Source organism: Uliginosibacterium gangwonense DSM 18521 (assembly GCF_000373965.1).
Classification (GTDB): Bacteria; Pseudomonadota; Gammaproteobacteria; order Burkholderiales; family Rhodocyclaceae; genus Uliginosibacterium; species Uliginosibacterium gangwonense.
The window spans coordinates 187,850-201,855 of sequence record NZ_KB892846.1 but is presented as its reverse complement, the minus strand read 5'-3'; the positions used below and the strand labels follow the sequence as shown (position 1 = coordinate 201,855).

The following is a 14,006-nucleotide window of genomic DNA, read 5'->3' as shown; positions in this document are numbered from 1 at the left end:
TGGTATTCGGGTATGGGGGCTTCGGTTGCTGTACCTGTGCCAAGCCGTGCGCTGAAAATAGAGGCCAAGTTGAGCCCACCTCTTCACCCCGCTGTGCTGCCTGGGAGGCTGTTGAGTACGCCAAAGTTTGTGTTGGGCGACCGTTCTGGTTTTACATTGATGCCTGCTGCGAATGGTGTGGCTATCAAACCTGCTGGCGTGAAAACAGGCGATAAGGCAGGCAGCCGTGTTTATCGAAGCTCCGTGATGGTAAAAAGCATGGAGGATGTTGAAGGCGAGGCCCGTCATTCGGATGAGCTGAGCTTTTTACCAACGTCTGCAGTGGATCGTGAAGCCTTGGCGCTGACCAATGTAGACATTTCGGATTTTGACTTGGCGAGCTTGCCAAGCGGTGAGACACAATTCCGTCTCTTTATAGACGCGCAGGGGCGGGTTGTTTCAGTGCAGATTTTGTCTGCAGTGACGGATGGGCATGAGACGGATTACTCTCAAGTCATTGCTGCACTGCAGGCCATTTCCTTCATCCCGGCCATCAAGGACCGTATAGAGGTGGCTTCGTTTCTCGATATCGGGATGGACGTTGGTGGCGTTGTTCCAACAGTCATAGTGCAGGAACCCCTGAAAGCAATACAGAGCCTAGAATAGGCTGCGTGCCGCTACAAACCGGCTGGCATAGTAGGGCATGTCCATTTTATCTACCCGCACTTTGCCGCCTGTTGAGGGGGCGTGCACAAATTTGCCATCGCCCAGGTAGATGCCCATGTGCGAGAAGGTCTGGCCGCTGGTGTTGAAAAACACAAGATCAGCCGGGCGAAGCTCGTTGCGATCAATGGGGCGGGTGCGTTTGGCAATCTGCGCCGCATTGTGGGGGAGTGCGAGGCCCGTGGCGTGTTCCACCACGTAACTCACCATGCCGCTGCAATCCAGACCCGCATCCGGGTTCTTGCCGCCGAAACGGTAGCCTGTATCCAGCAAGCCCAAGGCGACAAGCACAATTTCATTGGCTTGCTGGGTGTCTGCCAGACTCAGGCGTTCGGACGAGAGTGAGGGTTTGCGCGTCTGCGCACCGCGGGTCCGGCTGTCTGCTTGGTTATCTGTGCTGGGGCTAGACGAGCAGGCTGCCAGCACGACGCAGCAGCTTGCGGTTAACAGATGCCGAACGGGGCTCACCTTAGGTCTCCAACCAGAATGTGACGGGGCCGTCATTGATCAGGCTGACCTGCATGTCGGTGCCAAACCGGCCGGTTTCTACTACTGGATGACAACCCTGGGCGCGTGCCAACAGATAGTCGAACAGCGTCCGCGCATCATCTGGTGTGGCAGCGCTGGAAAAGCTTGGGCGGGCGCCTTTGTGTGTATCTGCGGCCAATGTAAATTGGGAAACCAGCAGCAAGCCGCCGCTTGTGTCGCGCAGCGAGCGGTTCATGCGCTGCTCATCATCAGCGAAAACGCGGTAGTTCAGCAGCTTTTTCAGCAGACGATCAGCCTTGGCCGCATCATCTTCTTTCTGCACTCCGATCAGGGCCAGCAGGCCGCTACCGATCTTTCCAACAATTTGCCCATCCACCTCTACAGAAGCCGAGCGTACGCGCTGAATCAAGGCAATCATCAATCAATCCGCTTCATGGCGTGGCTGTACAGCGCTCCAGCATCAACATAGTGACGGGAATTGCGCAGATTACGGGCGATCTCCTCATCCGTCAGCTCACGGATGATCCGTCCGGGTGTGCCGACGACCAAGGAGCGATCGGGGATCACCTTTCCCTCTGGAATCAAAGTGTTGGCGCCAATTAGGCAGTGCTTGCCAATCACCGCACGGTTGAGCACCACGGCGTTGATCCCGATCAGCGAGCCTTCGCCCACTGAGCAGCCGTGTAGCATAGCCTGGTGGCCGATGGATACGTGGTCTGCCACCGTCAGGGGGATGCCCTCATCGGTATGCAGAATCGCGCCATCCTGGATGTTCGTGCCGTTGCCAATGGTGATGGGGTCGTTATCCCCCCGCAACACCGCGCCAAACCAGACGCTACAGTCCGACCCGATGGTCACTGCCCCCACTACAGTGGCGTTCTCGGCCACCCAGGTACGCTCGCCCACCACCGGAACCCGCTCATCAAGGGCAAAAACAGCCATATTAAGCCTCGGCATGCTGCTGTGCAGAAAGGGCGAATGATAACAGCCATGCGCATAAGCGCAAGGAACAACGCCACTTGTGCGAGGCTGGGGGCCTGGGATTGATCTGCCGCTCGCCGAATTTAGGGCCGGGAATCCATCCGATCTTTGACTTGGTTGCGGTAATTGCCGTAATTGGCTTATCAAGTGACAATTCGCGGCACATGTTTTGCGAAATCAATGAGATGCTTAAAACTCTTAAGAAGGTGATTACTGGTTAAGATCATGATTATTAATAAGTTTTTTGTTTTTTAACATATGCGAGAGAGAGGTGGCACAGCCGTCGCTTAACATAGAGCACGCGGAATCCCTTCCGTTCTTTTTCCGTAATAGGAGATTTACTATGAAGCGTGTTCAACAAGGTTTCACCCTGATCGAATTGATGATCGTGGTGGCAATTATCGGCATTCTGGCCGCCATCGCTCTGCCTGCCTACCAAGACTACACCGTGCGTGCTAAGATTTCTGAAGGCTTGATTGCTGCATCTGCCGTGAAGGGGACTATGAGTGAGGCCTTTCAATCAGATGGTGTGACTGGTCTGACTAATGCTGCGACTGCGTTCCACGCCAATGCGAATCGTGCAGCCGAAACCGCTTCAAAGTATGTCAAAGATGTGGATGTCGCGGTTGCTACCCCGTGGAATGTTACTGTGACAATTAAGGCTGATGGACTGAATGGCATTCCCACTAGCCTGAACGGCCAAACATTGGTGCTGACGCCTAATGTGCAACTTGCAGCTCCGACCACGGCTTCTACCGGTGCGATTGACTGGGCTTGCGCATCCAATGCGAATGTCACTGCCACGACACGTAAGTTTGGTTCTATTGTTGCAGGTACGTTGGTTGCGAAGTATGCGCCTTCCGAATGCCGATAAGGCGTTAAGTTGCTGTCTAACAAACACCCGCTTTTGCGGGTGTTTGTTTTTGGCAAAGATCAATTCGTTACGACTTTGTTGCATAAATCAGCGTGAGGCCGCAATACCCCTGATCCCAGACGGATTTATAGCACGCGCACGGTCTGAGGCGTGCCCAGTTGGGTGAAGCGATTGAGCAGTGCGGCACGAATCTGCAATTCGGCGACTTGGCGGTCGAAGTCTCGAGCCATCACGCGCTCTCCGAGCAATTTGAAACAGCGCATCTTGGTCTCCACCAGGCTGCGCCGATGATAGCCGCTCCATTTCTTCCAGATCGTCCTGCCTAAGCGTTGGGTTGTACGCAGAATTTCGTTTCGGGTACGCGCACCTGCACTGCTGCCTTTCCAAGCTTGCGCATTCTTGTGCACAGGAATCAGCGCCGTGGTCCCCCGGTTAGCAATCGCGCTGTGACACGCTTTGGTATCGTAAGCGCCATCGCCTCCTATGCTTTCAATAGGTTCTTCTGGCGGGATTTGATTGAGCAAGGCTGGCAGCATCGGCGCATCTCCGACGCTGTTGGCAGTGACTTCAATGGCACGAATCTGCAGCGTTTGGGCGTCGATTCCCAGATGCACTTTGCGCCACTGACGGCGGTAGTCGGCCCCGTGTTTCTTGCGCTTCCATTCCCCTTCGCCAAGCATCTTGATGCCTGTGCTATCGACGAGTAGGTGCAGGGCTTCGTTCCGGCGTTGATACGTGAGCGTCACTTGCAGATGTTTCTGGCGCCGACTCAAGGTACTCAAGTCCGGCACATCCAATCCAGCCCCGCCAGCGCTAACAGGCTCCTGACCATGCCAGTAGTTTGACGAAGTGCCAGTCCGTACAGGTTCTTGATCATCAGGCAAAACTGGATGGCAGCGTCCGAGAACGTCGGGGTTCGTCCGCGTTTGCCGCTTGGTGCGCCAACCCACTTCATGTCCTTGTCGATCCACAGCAGGAGTGCGCCGCGTTGGCGCAAGGACTCGTTATAGCTCGACCAGTTGGGGGTTCGATACTTCGGCTTTGGGGGCTTGCTCATCCTCCAAGTTTATCGACTACTCGCTGACGGTTGGGAGGATTTATGCAACAAAGCCTCTGTGATTGAAGTGATTTCTGCCGCGATTTGTTATTGGGTGACGATTAACGGCACTTGGTTCTGGAGTGGGTGGGTGGGGGGATTACAAAAACAGATGCTTCCTTTTTTTAATTTGTTGATTTGTATGGTTGTATAAACCAAGTGTGGCTGACGAGAAGGGTTGGTATAACTATTGCTGGTAGTTAAGGACACGGAACCCCTTCCGTTCTTTTCTCGTAATAGGAGATTTACTATGAAGCGTATTCAACAAGGTTTCACCCTGATCGAATTGATGATCGTGGTGGCAATTATTGGTATTCTGGCTGCTATTGCTCTGCCCGCCTACCAGGACTACACCGTGCGCGCTAAGATTTCTGAAGGCTTGATTGCCGCTTCTTCCGTGAAGGGCGCAATGAGTGAGGCCTTTCAATCGGACGGCGTTACTGGCCTGACTAATGCTGCAACTGCGTTCCACGCCAATGCGAATCGTGCAGCCGAAACCTCTTCAAAGTATGTCAAAGATGTGGATGTTGCAGTTGCTAGCCCGTGGAATGTTACTGTGACAATTAAGGCTGATGGACTGAATGGCATTCCCACTAGCCTGAACGACCAAACATTGGTGTTGACGCCTAATGTGCAACTTGCAGCTCCGACCACGGCTTCTACCGGTGCGATTGACTGGGCTTGCGCATCCAATGCGAATGTCACTGCCACGACACGTAAGTTTGGTTCTATTGTTGCAGGTACGTTGGTTGCGAAGTACGCTCCTTCTGAATGTCGTTAAGTTTTTATCTGGACTGAGCTTGCTGTTTGATAAACGCCCGTATCTACGGGCGTTTTTGTTTGACTAAATGTGAACATCATGACGATCAATCGCTATAAAGCTTTTGCTTTTCACCTTTGTGGTTCTATTTTTGTTGCGCTTTGTGTGACTGCTCTGGTTTTTATGGTGTGGTACCCTGGTGCGATGGCTGAAGCAACAGGAGTGGCGGGCGTTTTTCTGATGATGCTTGGCGTGGATGTCATCCTTGGGCCCTGCATTACGCTGATTATATTTAATCCTGCAAAAAAAGAGCTCAAACGCGATATGGCGATTGTGCTGCTGGTTCAGATTGTGGCCTTGTTGTATGGCATGCATGCTGTTTTTATCGCCCGGCCCGTGTATGCAGTATTTAATTCGGATCGATTCGATCTGGTTTTTGCCAATGATTTGGATGAGGCTAAGTTGGCGCAGGTGGGTAACACACGCTTCAAAACCCCCCCCATGTTGGGGCCTGAGGTGATTGCCGCACGCCGTCCGGAAACAACAAAGGAGCGTAACAAGATACTGTTTAGTGCCATTGCTGGCGGGGATGATTTGCCGCAGATGCCTCAGTACTATGTACCTTATGTTGAGCTACGCTCTCAAGTGCTTCAGCGGCTGCAACCGATTGATGCTTTGCGGCAATTGAATCAAAAAGACGCAAAAAAAGTGGACACTTTACTGCTTAAATACGGTAAAGAAATTGCTTATCTGCCGCTTCGGGGCAAAGTGCGGGATTTGACAGTAATTGTGAAACGCAGCACCGCTGAGGTGCTGGAAATCAATGATCTTGCCCCTTGGTAAGTAGTGATGGAATGAGCAGACTTGCTGTATTTAATTGCCCTAAGGCATGTGATGGCTTGCGATGATCTCGTGGTTTGTACTATTAATGTGTTGAGAAAATATATTTTATTTATTTCGCGTTTGGCGTGCTTGTTGCTTAGAAAGCATTGATGCTTGTGTTGGAGATTAGCACATGAAGCCAATTTCAAAAGGTTTTACCCTGATTGAGTTAATGATCGTAGTGGCGATCATCGGTATTTTGGCGGCTATCGCGCTGCCTGCCTATCAGGACTATACGATTCGTGCCAAGCTTAGTGAAGGCTTGATGTCGGCAGCGGCCGCCAAGGTGGTAGTGGGTGAAGCATTTATGACTAACAATCTGTCAGCGATTGCATCAGCCGCAACAGAGTGGAATAACAATGCGCCAACATATACGAAGTCCAAGTATCTAAAAAGCGTGACAATCAATGGGGTGACAGGTGCTGTAACGGTTACCTTTGATGCTTCAGGCACAAATGGGATCCCTACCACACTGGATGGAAAAACTTTGATCTACACTCCTTCTTCACAAAAGGGTGCTTTGTCTTCTAACACGACAGGAACACTGGACTGGAGTTGTGCTTCGCAGGGCTATGTCACGGCTTCGCAACGAGGCCTGCCGTACTCGACAGTCGCTACACTGCCTGCCAAGTACGCGCCCTCTGAGTGTCGTTAGTTCCGGTTGTTGTTCTTGATTGCTGCTGAGGCGTGAGGGATTCGCTGCTTCTCCTGTATCATTCTCGGCTTTGATCAATGCTGGTCTGTGGCGGGTGCGGCATGCAAGGTGTCGCCGCCTGGGCCGAGGCGGATGGGGTGATGAAGGACTCGAAGTATCTGTGTTGGGCGGGGGCTGTGTTGGGTGGTTTGGTGATGGCGCTGGCGTCCATGATCACGGAGCACACCAACCCCCATACGGTTTTTTTTGCTGAGTGGTGCATGGCTGCGGGGTGTGTGCTGGCGTGGGCTTGTGTGCACGTCAGCACGTCCGACTCCTTCGATGGGGTGAGGATGGGCTTGCCTCTGTGGGGGATGGCTGCTTTCCTCGTGGTATGTCTGGTACGCCAGCCTGCACCCTCCGGCTTGGGTTATCCTCTTTATGCAGCCTTGTTCCTGATGGCCTATGGCCTGGGGCAGCGTCTGGATTTACCGGGGCGCTCGGAATGGATTGCCGGGGGGATTCTGCTGTGTGCTGTGCTTCAGTCGCTGGCTGGGCTGGTGCAGTTGGCAGGGTGGAATTTCGGCAATCTGGTTATGCAGAAGATGTTTCTGCAAGCCTTCGGCAACATTGGGCAGGCCAATCATTATACTGATCTGATTTATCTGGGTTTGGCTGCGCTGTGCTATCTGCGTGGGGTGAGAGCCTATCCGTGGCCTGTGTTTGTGGGCTTTGCTGCATGGCTGTGTCTGGCGGGGGCTGCCTCCGCGTCGCGTGGCGCATGGTTGTATACGGCTGCTTTCCTGTTGCTGGGTGGGTTGGGGGCAGGGCGGGCACGTGATGAGCAGACACGCAATGCGGTGATCGGGCTTTTGATCGTGGCGGGGCTGTCGGTGGTGGCCCAACTATTGGTGAGTTACGGCCATATCCTCTCCGCTTTCGATGTCACCTCCTCGCTTGATCGCGCAGGGGATGCAGGTTCCAACGGTCAGCGCATGTATGACTGGAAGTCCGCCGTGCTGGCGATCCAGGCCAGTCCCTGGTGGGGCGAGGGGCCCGCGACTTTTTATAAATTGTCCGTCGACGCGATGGCCAAGACCGGGCCGGTGCCGTTCTCGAAATTTGCCGAGCATGCACATAATCTGCCCCTGCAATTGGCGGCGGAGTTTGGCATTCCCTTTGCTGTGTTGTTGCTCGGGGCGATGGCGTGGTGGTATCTGCGGCATCTGTTTCTAGCCCCTAGTGCGCGGAGCATCTGGGTGCTGGCCAGTGTGGCGGTAACGGGTTTGCATAGTCTTGTGGAATATCCGTTGTGGTATACCTATTTCCTGGCCCCGATTGCCTTATGCATGGGTAATCTTGATGCTCAGGATCGCACCTTGTCAGTGCTGCGTTTGCCACGTATTGTGCCGCTTGTTGTGGGCGTGCTGGCCGTGGGTGTGCTGACGATTGTGATGCTTGATTGGTATGCGGTGCGCACGGCCTATGTCATGCTCAGTGAGAGTGACCCGGATGTGAGTGCAGATGTGTCGGCAGCAGTGCAGGAACGCCTGGGTTCTGTGGGCCGCTATTCCGTTTTCTCTGCTGTGGCCGAAGGTTTGCGCGTCCAGGCCTCGCGCCCTGCTGCTGGGGATGCACTTGTGGCGGCGCAACGTTGTGACCGCGTCTGGCAGTACAAGCCTGCGTGGTTCATGATGATGCGTTGTGGCGAGGCGTATGCCATCGGCAATAATGCTCCCGCGCTTGGCCGTCTGGCGATGGCATTGTGCGAAGGCTTCCCTCATCACCATCAGCCTTTGCAGGAGTGGGCAAAGAAATTTGATGCGAAGGCAGTCGCGCCTTTGAAAATTGCCACCTATGCTTGTTTGCGTCCGCAAGCCACCAAGGAAGTTCAAGCAGCAGAATGATGTGCTATATGCACGAGTGTAAAAAAGGGAGCCTGTCGGGCTCCCTTTTTATTTGTCGTGCATATAGGCGTGCGGGGCGTGTGTTCAATCCGGCAGCAGGATGCGGTTTTCCGTGCTGAACTGGTAGTCACGGAAAACGTGTTCGGCACTCAGGATCTGATAGTTGCCGTCTGCATCCTTGTGGGAGGTGTCCTTGAGGCGATAGACATATTGCCCGCAGGTCCAGCAGTCGAAATTACGCATATGTGTGCACAGGCAGGTTTTGTCCATCACCGAAACCTTGCGCACGCCCGGGTGGGCTTCCACCTCGCGGTTGTAGGCGGTGATGTAGGCGCAGCAGCCCTTGGCATCGAGCAGGTAGCCGTAGGCCTCACAGTTCGGACGATTGCCGGCACCAATGGATGGGCTGCTCCTGAGCATGCGCATCGGGTAGCCGGTGGGGGAGGTCTGGTTCACCTCCACGTCCCCTTCGCTGGCGCGGAAATACTCTTGCTTGACCTTCGCGGGCAGGCCGCATTCTTCGGTGATGGTAAAGCGGGTGGCTACCTGCACGGCGGCGGCCCCGGCTTCTAGGAAGGCAGTGGCATCACTGCCGGTGAAGATGCCGCCAGCGGGGATCACCGGGATGTCGAGTTTTTCTTCACGCAGCCATTGCAGCACTTCGGCGACGATGGTGGCCAGATCGTATTGGGCCCAATCCAAGCCAAAACCCAGGTGACCACCGGCCAGCGGGCCTTCCACCACGATATAGTCGGGCAGGCGGTTGCTACGCACATTCTTGCGGATGAACAACTGCAGCGCCCGCACTGAGGATACGATGATGCCCAGCTTGGCATCGCGGAAGCGCGGGTGATCTTCCATCAGCGCGAAGCTGCCCAGGTGCAGCCCGGCGGCCAGGGTGATGCCATCAATGCCTGCATCCAGCGCTGAGTGAAGGCGAACGCGCAGGGTTTCCTTCGGCGCGTTCATGGTGAGCTTTTCCATGCAGTTGATGAAAATCATCCCACTGCCACGCTTGGCTTCCATGGTCTTGCCCACATGCAGCTTGGTGGCTTCGGCCAGTTGGGCCAAGCGGAACTGCACTTCGGACTTGTCGGAATTGGCGACGTTGAACTTGTAGCGCTGGAGTTTTTCTTTCACATAGCTGGTGTGAAAGCGGCGGTCAGCCACGGTTTTGACCATGGCGTCAGAGATGTGGCCGACGCCTCCCAGGCGTGCAGCTTCCAACGCCAGCTCGGCGGTTGAGATGTCGACACCCATCCCGCCAATCATGATAGGTACGAGCTCTTGCTTGCCAAACTTCAGCCGAAAATCATCAACTTTTTTCATTCAAATTCCTGTTGGCCTGTCCGGTCAAAGGCGGTGGCCTTGCCCGGCAGTAGTGCAGTCCTGGAGGTCGGGCGCCTCCCGATCTGTCTTGTCGTTTTGGACTCAGGGCAGAATTGTAGCGGCCCCCGACAATCCTTGCTTGCTAATTCATCAACTTATTCCCCGGCCAAAGGGTAGGGGGACGGTATAATAGCCAGCTTGTCCTGACTCCATTCACGGGTTTCTTCATGTCTGCCAGCCTCAACATGCTTACCGCGATCTCTCCGCTCGATGGCCGCTATGCGGCAAAAGTGACCGCCCTGCGCGACCAGTTCTCAGAATTCGGCCTGATCAAGAACCGGGTCCGGGTTGAGATCGAATGGCTCATGGCGCTGGCGGCCGAACCTGCGATTGCCGAAGTGGCGCCGTTCTCGCCAGCCACGCTGACTGAACTGCGCAACGTGATCGCCAACTTTTCGCCTGAAGAGGGGGAAGCCGTCAAGGAGATCGAGGCGGTCACCAATCACGACGTGAAGGCTATGGAATATTGGCTCAAGCGTCGCTTTGCTGGCAACCCGGAGGTGATGAGGGTTTCTGAGTTCATCCACTTCTCCTGCACCTCGGAAGACATCAATAACACCTCCCATGCGCTGATGCTCGACGAAGCCCGCAAAGAGGTGCTGCTGCCCACGCTGGACCGGGTGATTGCCCGCTTTGTGGAGCTGGCCCACCAGTTGGCTGATCTGCCGATGCTCTCTCGCACTCATGGTCAGCCTGCCAGCCCCACCACGCTGGGCAAGGAAATGGCGAACATCGCCTACCGCCTCAAACGTGTCCGTAAGGCCATCGTCGGGGTGGAGATGACCGCCAAGTTCAACGGCGCCGTGGGCAACTACAACGCCCACCTGTCGGCCTACCCGGAATTCGACTGGCCTGCCTTCAACCAGCGCTTTATTGAATCGCTGGGGCTGGGTTTCAACCCCTACACCATCCAGATCGAGCCGCATGACAGCATGGCCGAACTATTTGACGCCATGGGCCGCGCCAACACCATGCTTATTGATGCCTGCCGGGACATCTGGATGTACATCTCGCTGGGCTACTTCAAGCAAAAGCTCAAGGCAGGCGAAGTGGGCAGTTCCACCATGCCGCACAAGGTCAACCCGATTGATTTTGAAAACGCCGAGGGGAACTTCGGGGTGGCCAACAGCCTGTTGCGCCACTTCAGCGAAAAGCTGCCGATCTCCCGCATGCAGCGGGATCTGACCGATTCCACCGTATTGCGCAACATGGGGGTGGCGTTCGGCCATACCGTGCTGGGGCTGGAATCCTGTCTGCGTGGTCTGGGCAAGCTGGAGTCGACACCCGAGAAGCTCGCTGCCGATCTGAACGAATGTTGGGAAGTGCTGGCCGAGCCGATCCAGACCGTGATGCGCCGTTACGCGATTGAAGAGCCGTATGAAAAACTCAAGGCGCTGACGCGTGGCACTGGGATCGACAAGAATTCCCTGCAGCAATTCATTACTACGCTGGCAATCCCCGAGGCCGAGAAAAACCGTCTGCTGGCGATGACGCCTGCCAGCTACATCGGCGCCGCAGCCCAACTGGCCAAAGCCATCCAGGCCTGATCTCAGGTAGGGGGCCGCTTGGCTACGCCGTTCTTTACCGTTTTCACTCCGACTTTCAACCGGGCGCATACCTTGCTGCGCCCGTATGAAAGCCTGTGCGCCCAGAGTTGTCGGGACTTTGAGTGGTTGATTGTTGACGATGGTTCTACGGACGGTACGGCGCAGTTGGTGGCTGGCTGGATAGCTGAAGGCAAGTTGCCCATCCGCTACATCCAGCAGCCCAATGGCGGCAAACACACGGCCTTTAATCACGGTGTACGTGAGGCGCGAGGCGAACTCTTTGTTCCCCTCGATTCCGACGACTGGTGCAGCCCCGATGCGCTGGAGCGCTTTGCTTTCCATTGGCAGAAAATTCCTGTTGCCGAGCGTGAGGGCTTCAGCGGTGTGAGTTGCCTGTGCCACGATGAGCATGGCAAGGTTGTCGGTTCGGCTTTCCCGGCTTCGCCCCTGGATATCAAACTCTTCGACCTGCTGCGCTGTGGCGGCATGGTGGGTGAAAAGTGGGGCTGTGCGCGTACTGAAGTGCTGCGCGAGTATCCTTTCCCTGAATTCCCAGACGAAAAATTTGTGCCTGAGGCACTGGTGTGGAATCGCATCGCCTGCCACTACAAAATCCGCTTCATCAATGAGGCGCTACGCGTCTACGCTGACTCGGGCGACGGACTGGTGGCTTCCATCCTGCGTATCCGCATGCAAAGCCCGCGTTCGGCCAAGCTCTACTATGTGGAAGCCGCACGCCTGCCACTGGGCATGAAGCATCGATTGGCGGCTTGGCTCAATTATGGGCGGTTTGCCGTGCACGCAGGATTGGGGCCTTTGGCGATTTTGCAGGAAGGGGCACATCCCTTTGCCCTACCCGCCTGGGGAGCAGGGCTGCTGTTGGCGTGGCGGGATCGCCTCAAGCTTAAAAGGAAGGCATGAACATGGCGGATGTACGCCCAATCGGTGTGTTCGATTCGGGGCTGGGTGGCGTGTCGGTATTGCATGAGTTGCGCAGACAGCTACCGAACGAGGATTTTCTGTATTGCGCAGACTCCGGTTATGCCCCCTATGGCGAAAAACCACAGTCGCTGATTTGTGAGCGTTCGCTGGAAATCTGTGAATTTCTGCTTGCTCAACAGGCCAAGGCGCTGGTGATTGCCTGCAACACCGCCACCGCTGCCGCAGCGCAGGCAATTCGCCAGCGCTGGCCAAGCGTGCCGGTGATTGCCATGGAACCGGCGGTAAAACCCGCCACCGCAGCGACCTTGAGCGGGGTGGTGGGGGTGCTGGCAACAACCGGCACGATTGAAAGTGCCCGCTTTGCTGCCTTGCTCGATACCTTTGGCCAAGGGGTAGAGGTCGTCACCCGCCCCGGGACTGGCTTGGTGGAGCATGTGGAACGGGGGGATTTTGATAGCCCCGCGCTGCACCGCTTGCTGGTCGAGCACCTGGGGGTACTCACGCAGGCGGGGGCTGATGTGGTGGTGCTGGGCTGTACCCATTACGTGTTCTTGCGCCCGTTGATCGAAGCGTTGCTAGGCCCTAAGGTCAAGGTGATCGATACCGGCCTGGCTGTGGCGCGCCACCTCCAACATCGGCTGGAAGAGCTGGGGGGGCTGAGTCCGGCAACACATGCCGGGCCGGTGCGCTTCTGGAACACAGGCAGGCAGGATGCCGTGATGGCGGCGCTGGCAAAAATGTGGCCTGAGCCGGTAGTGCCCCAAGCCTTGCCCGAATCTGTCTGTATGCAAGCTGCGCAGGTGATCTGCAAAAAGTAGCGCATGGCTTTTGGTGGCTCTTCAGTTTTTCTGTCGAGCGTCGATATCTTGCCGATGCAAGCAGATCTCAAACATATTCTGGATGAGGATGTCGACAAGGAGGTGGCCCTCCTTGCCTCTACCGGCGTCCGTATTCCGCCTCAGCCGCAGATTGTGCTTGAAGTGCGGCGCATGGCGCAAAGAGAAGATCTTAACCTGCGCAGCATGGGAGACCTGATTGCCCAGGATGCCGGGCTAACGGCCATGCTCTACAAACTGACCCGCTCGGTTGCCTTTTGCCGTAGCCGCCCGCCTTATTCACTGGAAGGCATTCTTTCCCTGCTGGGGGTGCGGCAGGCTGCCCAGCTTGTGCAAGCTTATGGGCTGACCATTGCCATTAAGGGAGAGACGCATGTGCTTGAGCAATTCTGGGCGCGCTCCACACAGATTGCCCAGTTGGCTGCCGTGATTGCGTCTGAACGGGTCAGCATCTGCAACATCTTCCCTGAGCAGGCTTACCTTGCAGGTTTGTTCCATGACTGCGGGGTGCCGGTATTGATGGCGCGCTTCCCCAATTACTGCAAGGCGACTGGTTTGAATGCAACAACCCGGAAATGGGCAGATGTGCGCGCGGAAGACCGCCACTTCCAGGTGGATCACTGCTCGATAGGTTTTCTGCTGGCACGCCATTGGCGGCTACCGCGTTTTGTCGCCGATGCCATCCTGCATCACCATGAATGCGGTCACGGCTGTGAGCATGCAGCGCGTTCGGTGGTGGCAATCCTGCAATTGGCTATCGAATTGTTCTCCCAAGATCAAGCCTTGCCAAACTCCGAGTGGGCGCATCATGAGCCCAGGGTACTGGAAGAATTGGGTATCCATCCAGATGATCTGCTTGAGTTTTCAGACCATGTGATGGATGCTTACCGGGTCCATGCGTCACAATAGAAGGTGGTCGTCGTTTTCATGCTGATAGGGGTTTTCAGTTACGCCCATTACCTGTATT

At 55.6% G+C, this 14,006-nt stretch carries 14 protein-coding genes and 1 pseudogene; 10 read left to right on the top strand and 5 right to left on the bottom strand.

Translation table 11 applies throughout. The features are described 5' to 3' along the window. Nucleotides 1-159 precede the first annotated feature (159 nt). Nucleotides 160-645 (top strand): hypothetical protein, encoded by a 486-nt coding sequence (locus tag B145_RS0112430; RefSeq protein ID WP_211209825.1) that lies wholly within the window; start codon nt 160-162, stop codon nt 643-645. Here the strand turns inward: B145_RS0112430 and B145_RS0112425 are convergent. Genes B145_RS0112425 through B145_RS0112415 form a run of 3 tightly spaced genes read right to left on the bottom strand, consistent with a single transcriptional unit; the run spans nt 637 to nt 2,133 of the window. After that, nucleotides 637-1,170 (bottom strand): C40 family peptidase, encoded by a 534-nt coding sequence (locus B145_RS0112425; RefSeq protein WP_018607744.1) that lies wholly within the window; start codon nt 1,168-1,170, stop codon nt 637-639. The two genes, B145_RS0112430 and B145_RS0112425, sit on opposite strands and share 9 nt — an antisense overlap. A gap of 1 nt (nt 1,171) precedes the next feature. After that, on the bottom strand, nt 1,172-1,609 hold the full coding sequence (gene dtd / locus B145_RS0112420; RefSeq protein ID WP_018607743.1) for a D-aminoacyl-tRNA deacylase: 438 nt from the start codon (nt 1,607-1,609) through the stop codon (nt 1,172-1,174). Next, on the bottom strand, nt 1,609-2,133 hold the full coding sequence (locus B145_RS0112415; RefSeq protein ID WP_018607742.1) for a gamma carbonic anhydrase family protein: 525 nt from the start codon (nt 2,131-2,133) through the stop codon (nt 1,609-1,611). The genes dtd and B145_RS0112415 overlap by 1 nt, the downstream gene beginning before the upstream one ends. Nucleotides 2,134-2,515: 382 nt before the next feature. Here B145_RS0112415 and B145_RS0112410 point away from each other — a divergent pair, with 382 nt between their 5' ends. Next, on the top strand, nt 2,516-3,046 hold the full coding sequence (locus tag B145_RS0112410; protein ID WP_018607741.1) for a pilin: 531 nt from the start codon (nt 2,516-2,518) through the stop codon (nt 3,044-3,046). Between the two features lie 125 nt (nt 3,047-3,171). Here B145_RS0112410 and B145_RS26995 read toward each other — a convergent pair. Further along, nucleotides 3,172-4,103: pseudogene (locus tag B145_RS26995) on the bottom strand (IS5 family transposase). Nucleotides 4,104-4,392: 289 nt separating this feature from the next. Here B145_RS26995 and B145_RS0112400 point away from each other — a divergent pair. The 4 genes from B145_RS0112400 to B145_RS0112385 all read left to right on the top strand — a co-directional run bounded on the left by B145_RS0112400 (nt 4,393) and on the right by B145_RS0112385 (nt 8,325). Continuing rightward, nucleotides 4,393-4,923 carry a pilin gene (locus B145_RS0112400; protein WP_018607738.1) on the top strand — a complete coding sequence of 177 codons (531 nt, stop codon included), beginning with the start codon at nt 4,393-4,395 and terminating at the stop codon, nt 4,921-4,923. A gap of 78 nt (nt 4,924-5,001) precedes the next feature. Continuing rightward, nucleotides 5,002-5,745: a TfpX/TfpZ family type IV pilin accessory protein gene (tfpZ, locus tag B145_RS0112395; protein ID WP_018607737.1), complete on the top strand. Its 744-nt coding sequence runs from the start codon at nt 5,002-5,004 to the stop codon at nt 5,743-5,745. Nucleotides 5,746-5,917: 172 nt separating this feature from the next. After that, nucleotides 5,918-6,439 (top strand): pilin, encoded by a 522-nt coding sequence (locus tag B145_RS0112390; RefSeq protein ID WP_018607735.1) that lies wholly within the window; start codon nt 5,918-5,920, stop codon nt 6,437-6,439. Between the two features lie 101 nt (nt 6,440-6,540). Further along, nucleotides 6,541-8,325, top strand: a complete 1,785-nt coding sequence (locus B145_RS0112385; RefSeq protein WP_018607734.1) for a PglL family O-oligosaccharyltransferase — start codon at nt 6,541-6,543, stop codon at nt 8,323-8,325. A gap of 84 nt (nt 8,326-8,409) precedes the next feature. Here B145_RS0112385 and B145_RS0112380 read toward each other — a convergent pair whose 3' ends face one another. Continuing rightward, a complete protein-coding gene (locus B145_RS0112380; protein ID WP_018607733.1) occupies nt 8,410-9,654 on the bottom strand; it encodes a nitronate monooxygenase in 1,245 nt (414 codons plus the stop codon). A 227-nt stretch (nt 9,655-9,881) separates the two neighbouring features. Between B145_RS0112380 and purB the strand changes: the two genes are divergently transcribed. The 4 genes from purB to B145_RS0112360 are packed head-to-tail and all read left to right on the top strand — an operon-like array spanning nt 9,882 to nt 13,948. After that, complete coding sequence (gene purB, locus B145_RS0112375) at nt 9,882-11,261, top strand: adenylosuccinate lyase (protein WP_018607732.1); 1,380 nt, start codon at nt 9,882-9,884, stop codon at nt 11,259-11,261. A gap of 18 nt (nt 11,262-11,279) precedes the next feature. Then, entirely contained in the window at nt 11,280-12,182 is a 903-nt protein-coding gene (locus B145_RS25475; protein WP_083917739.1) for a glycosyltransferase family 2 protein, read from the top strand. A gap of 2 nt (nt 12,183-12,184) precedes the next feature. Then, complete coding sequence (gene murI / locus B145_RS0112365; protein ID WP_211209824.1) at nt 12,185-13,021, top strand: glutamate racemase; 837 nt, start codon at nt 12,185-12,187, stop codon at nt 13,019-13,021. Between the two features lie 54 nt (nt 13,022-13,075). Continuing rightward, nucleotides 13,076-13,948 carry an HDOD domain-containing protein gene (locus B145_RS0112360; protein ID WP_033407140.1) on the top strand — a complete coding sequence of 291 codons (873 nt, stop codon included), beginning with the start codon at nt 13,076-13,078 and terminating at the stop codon, nt 13,946-13,948. The last annotated feature ends 58 nt before the right edge of the window (nt 13,949-14,006 follow it).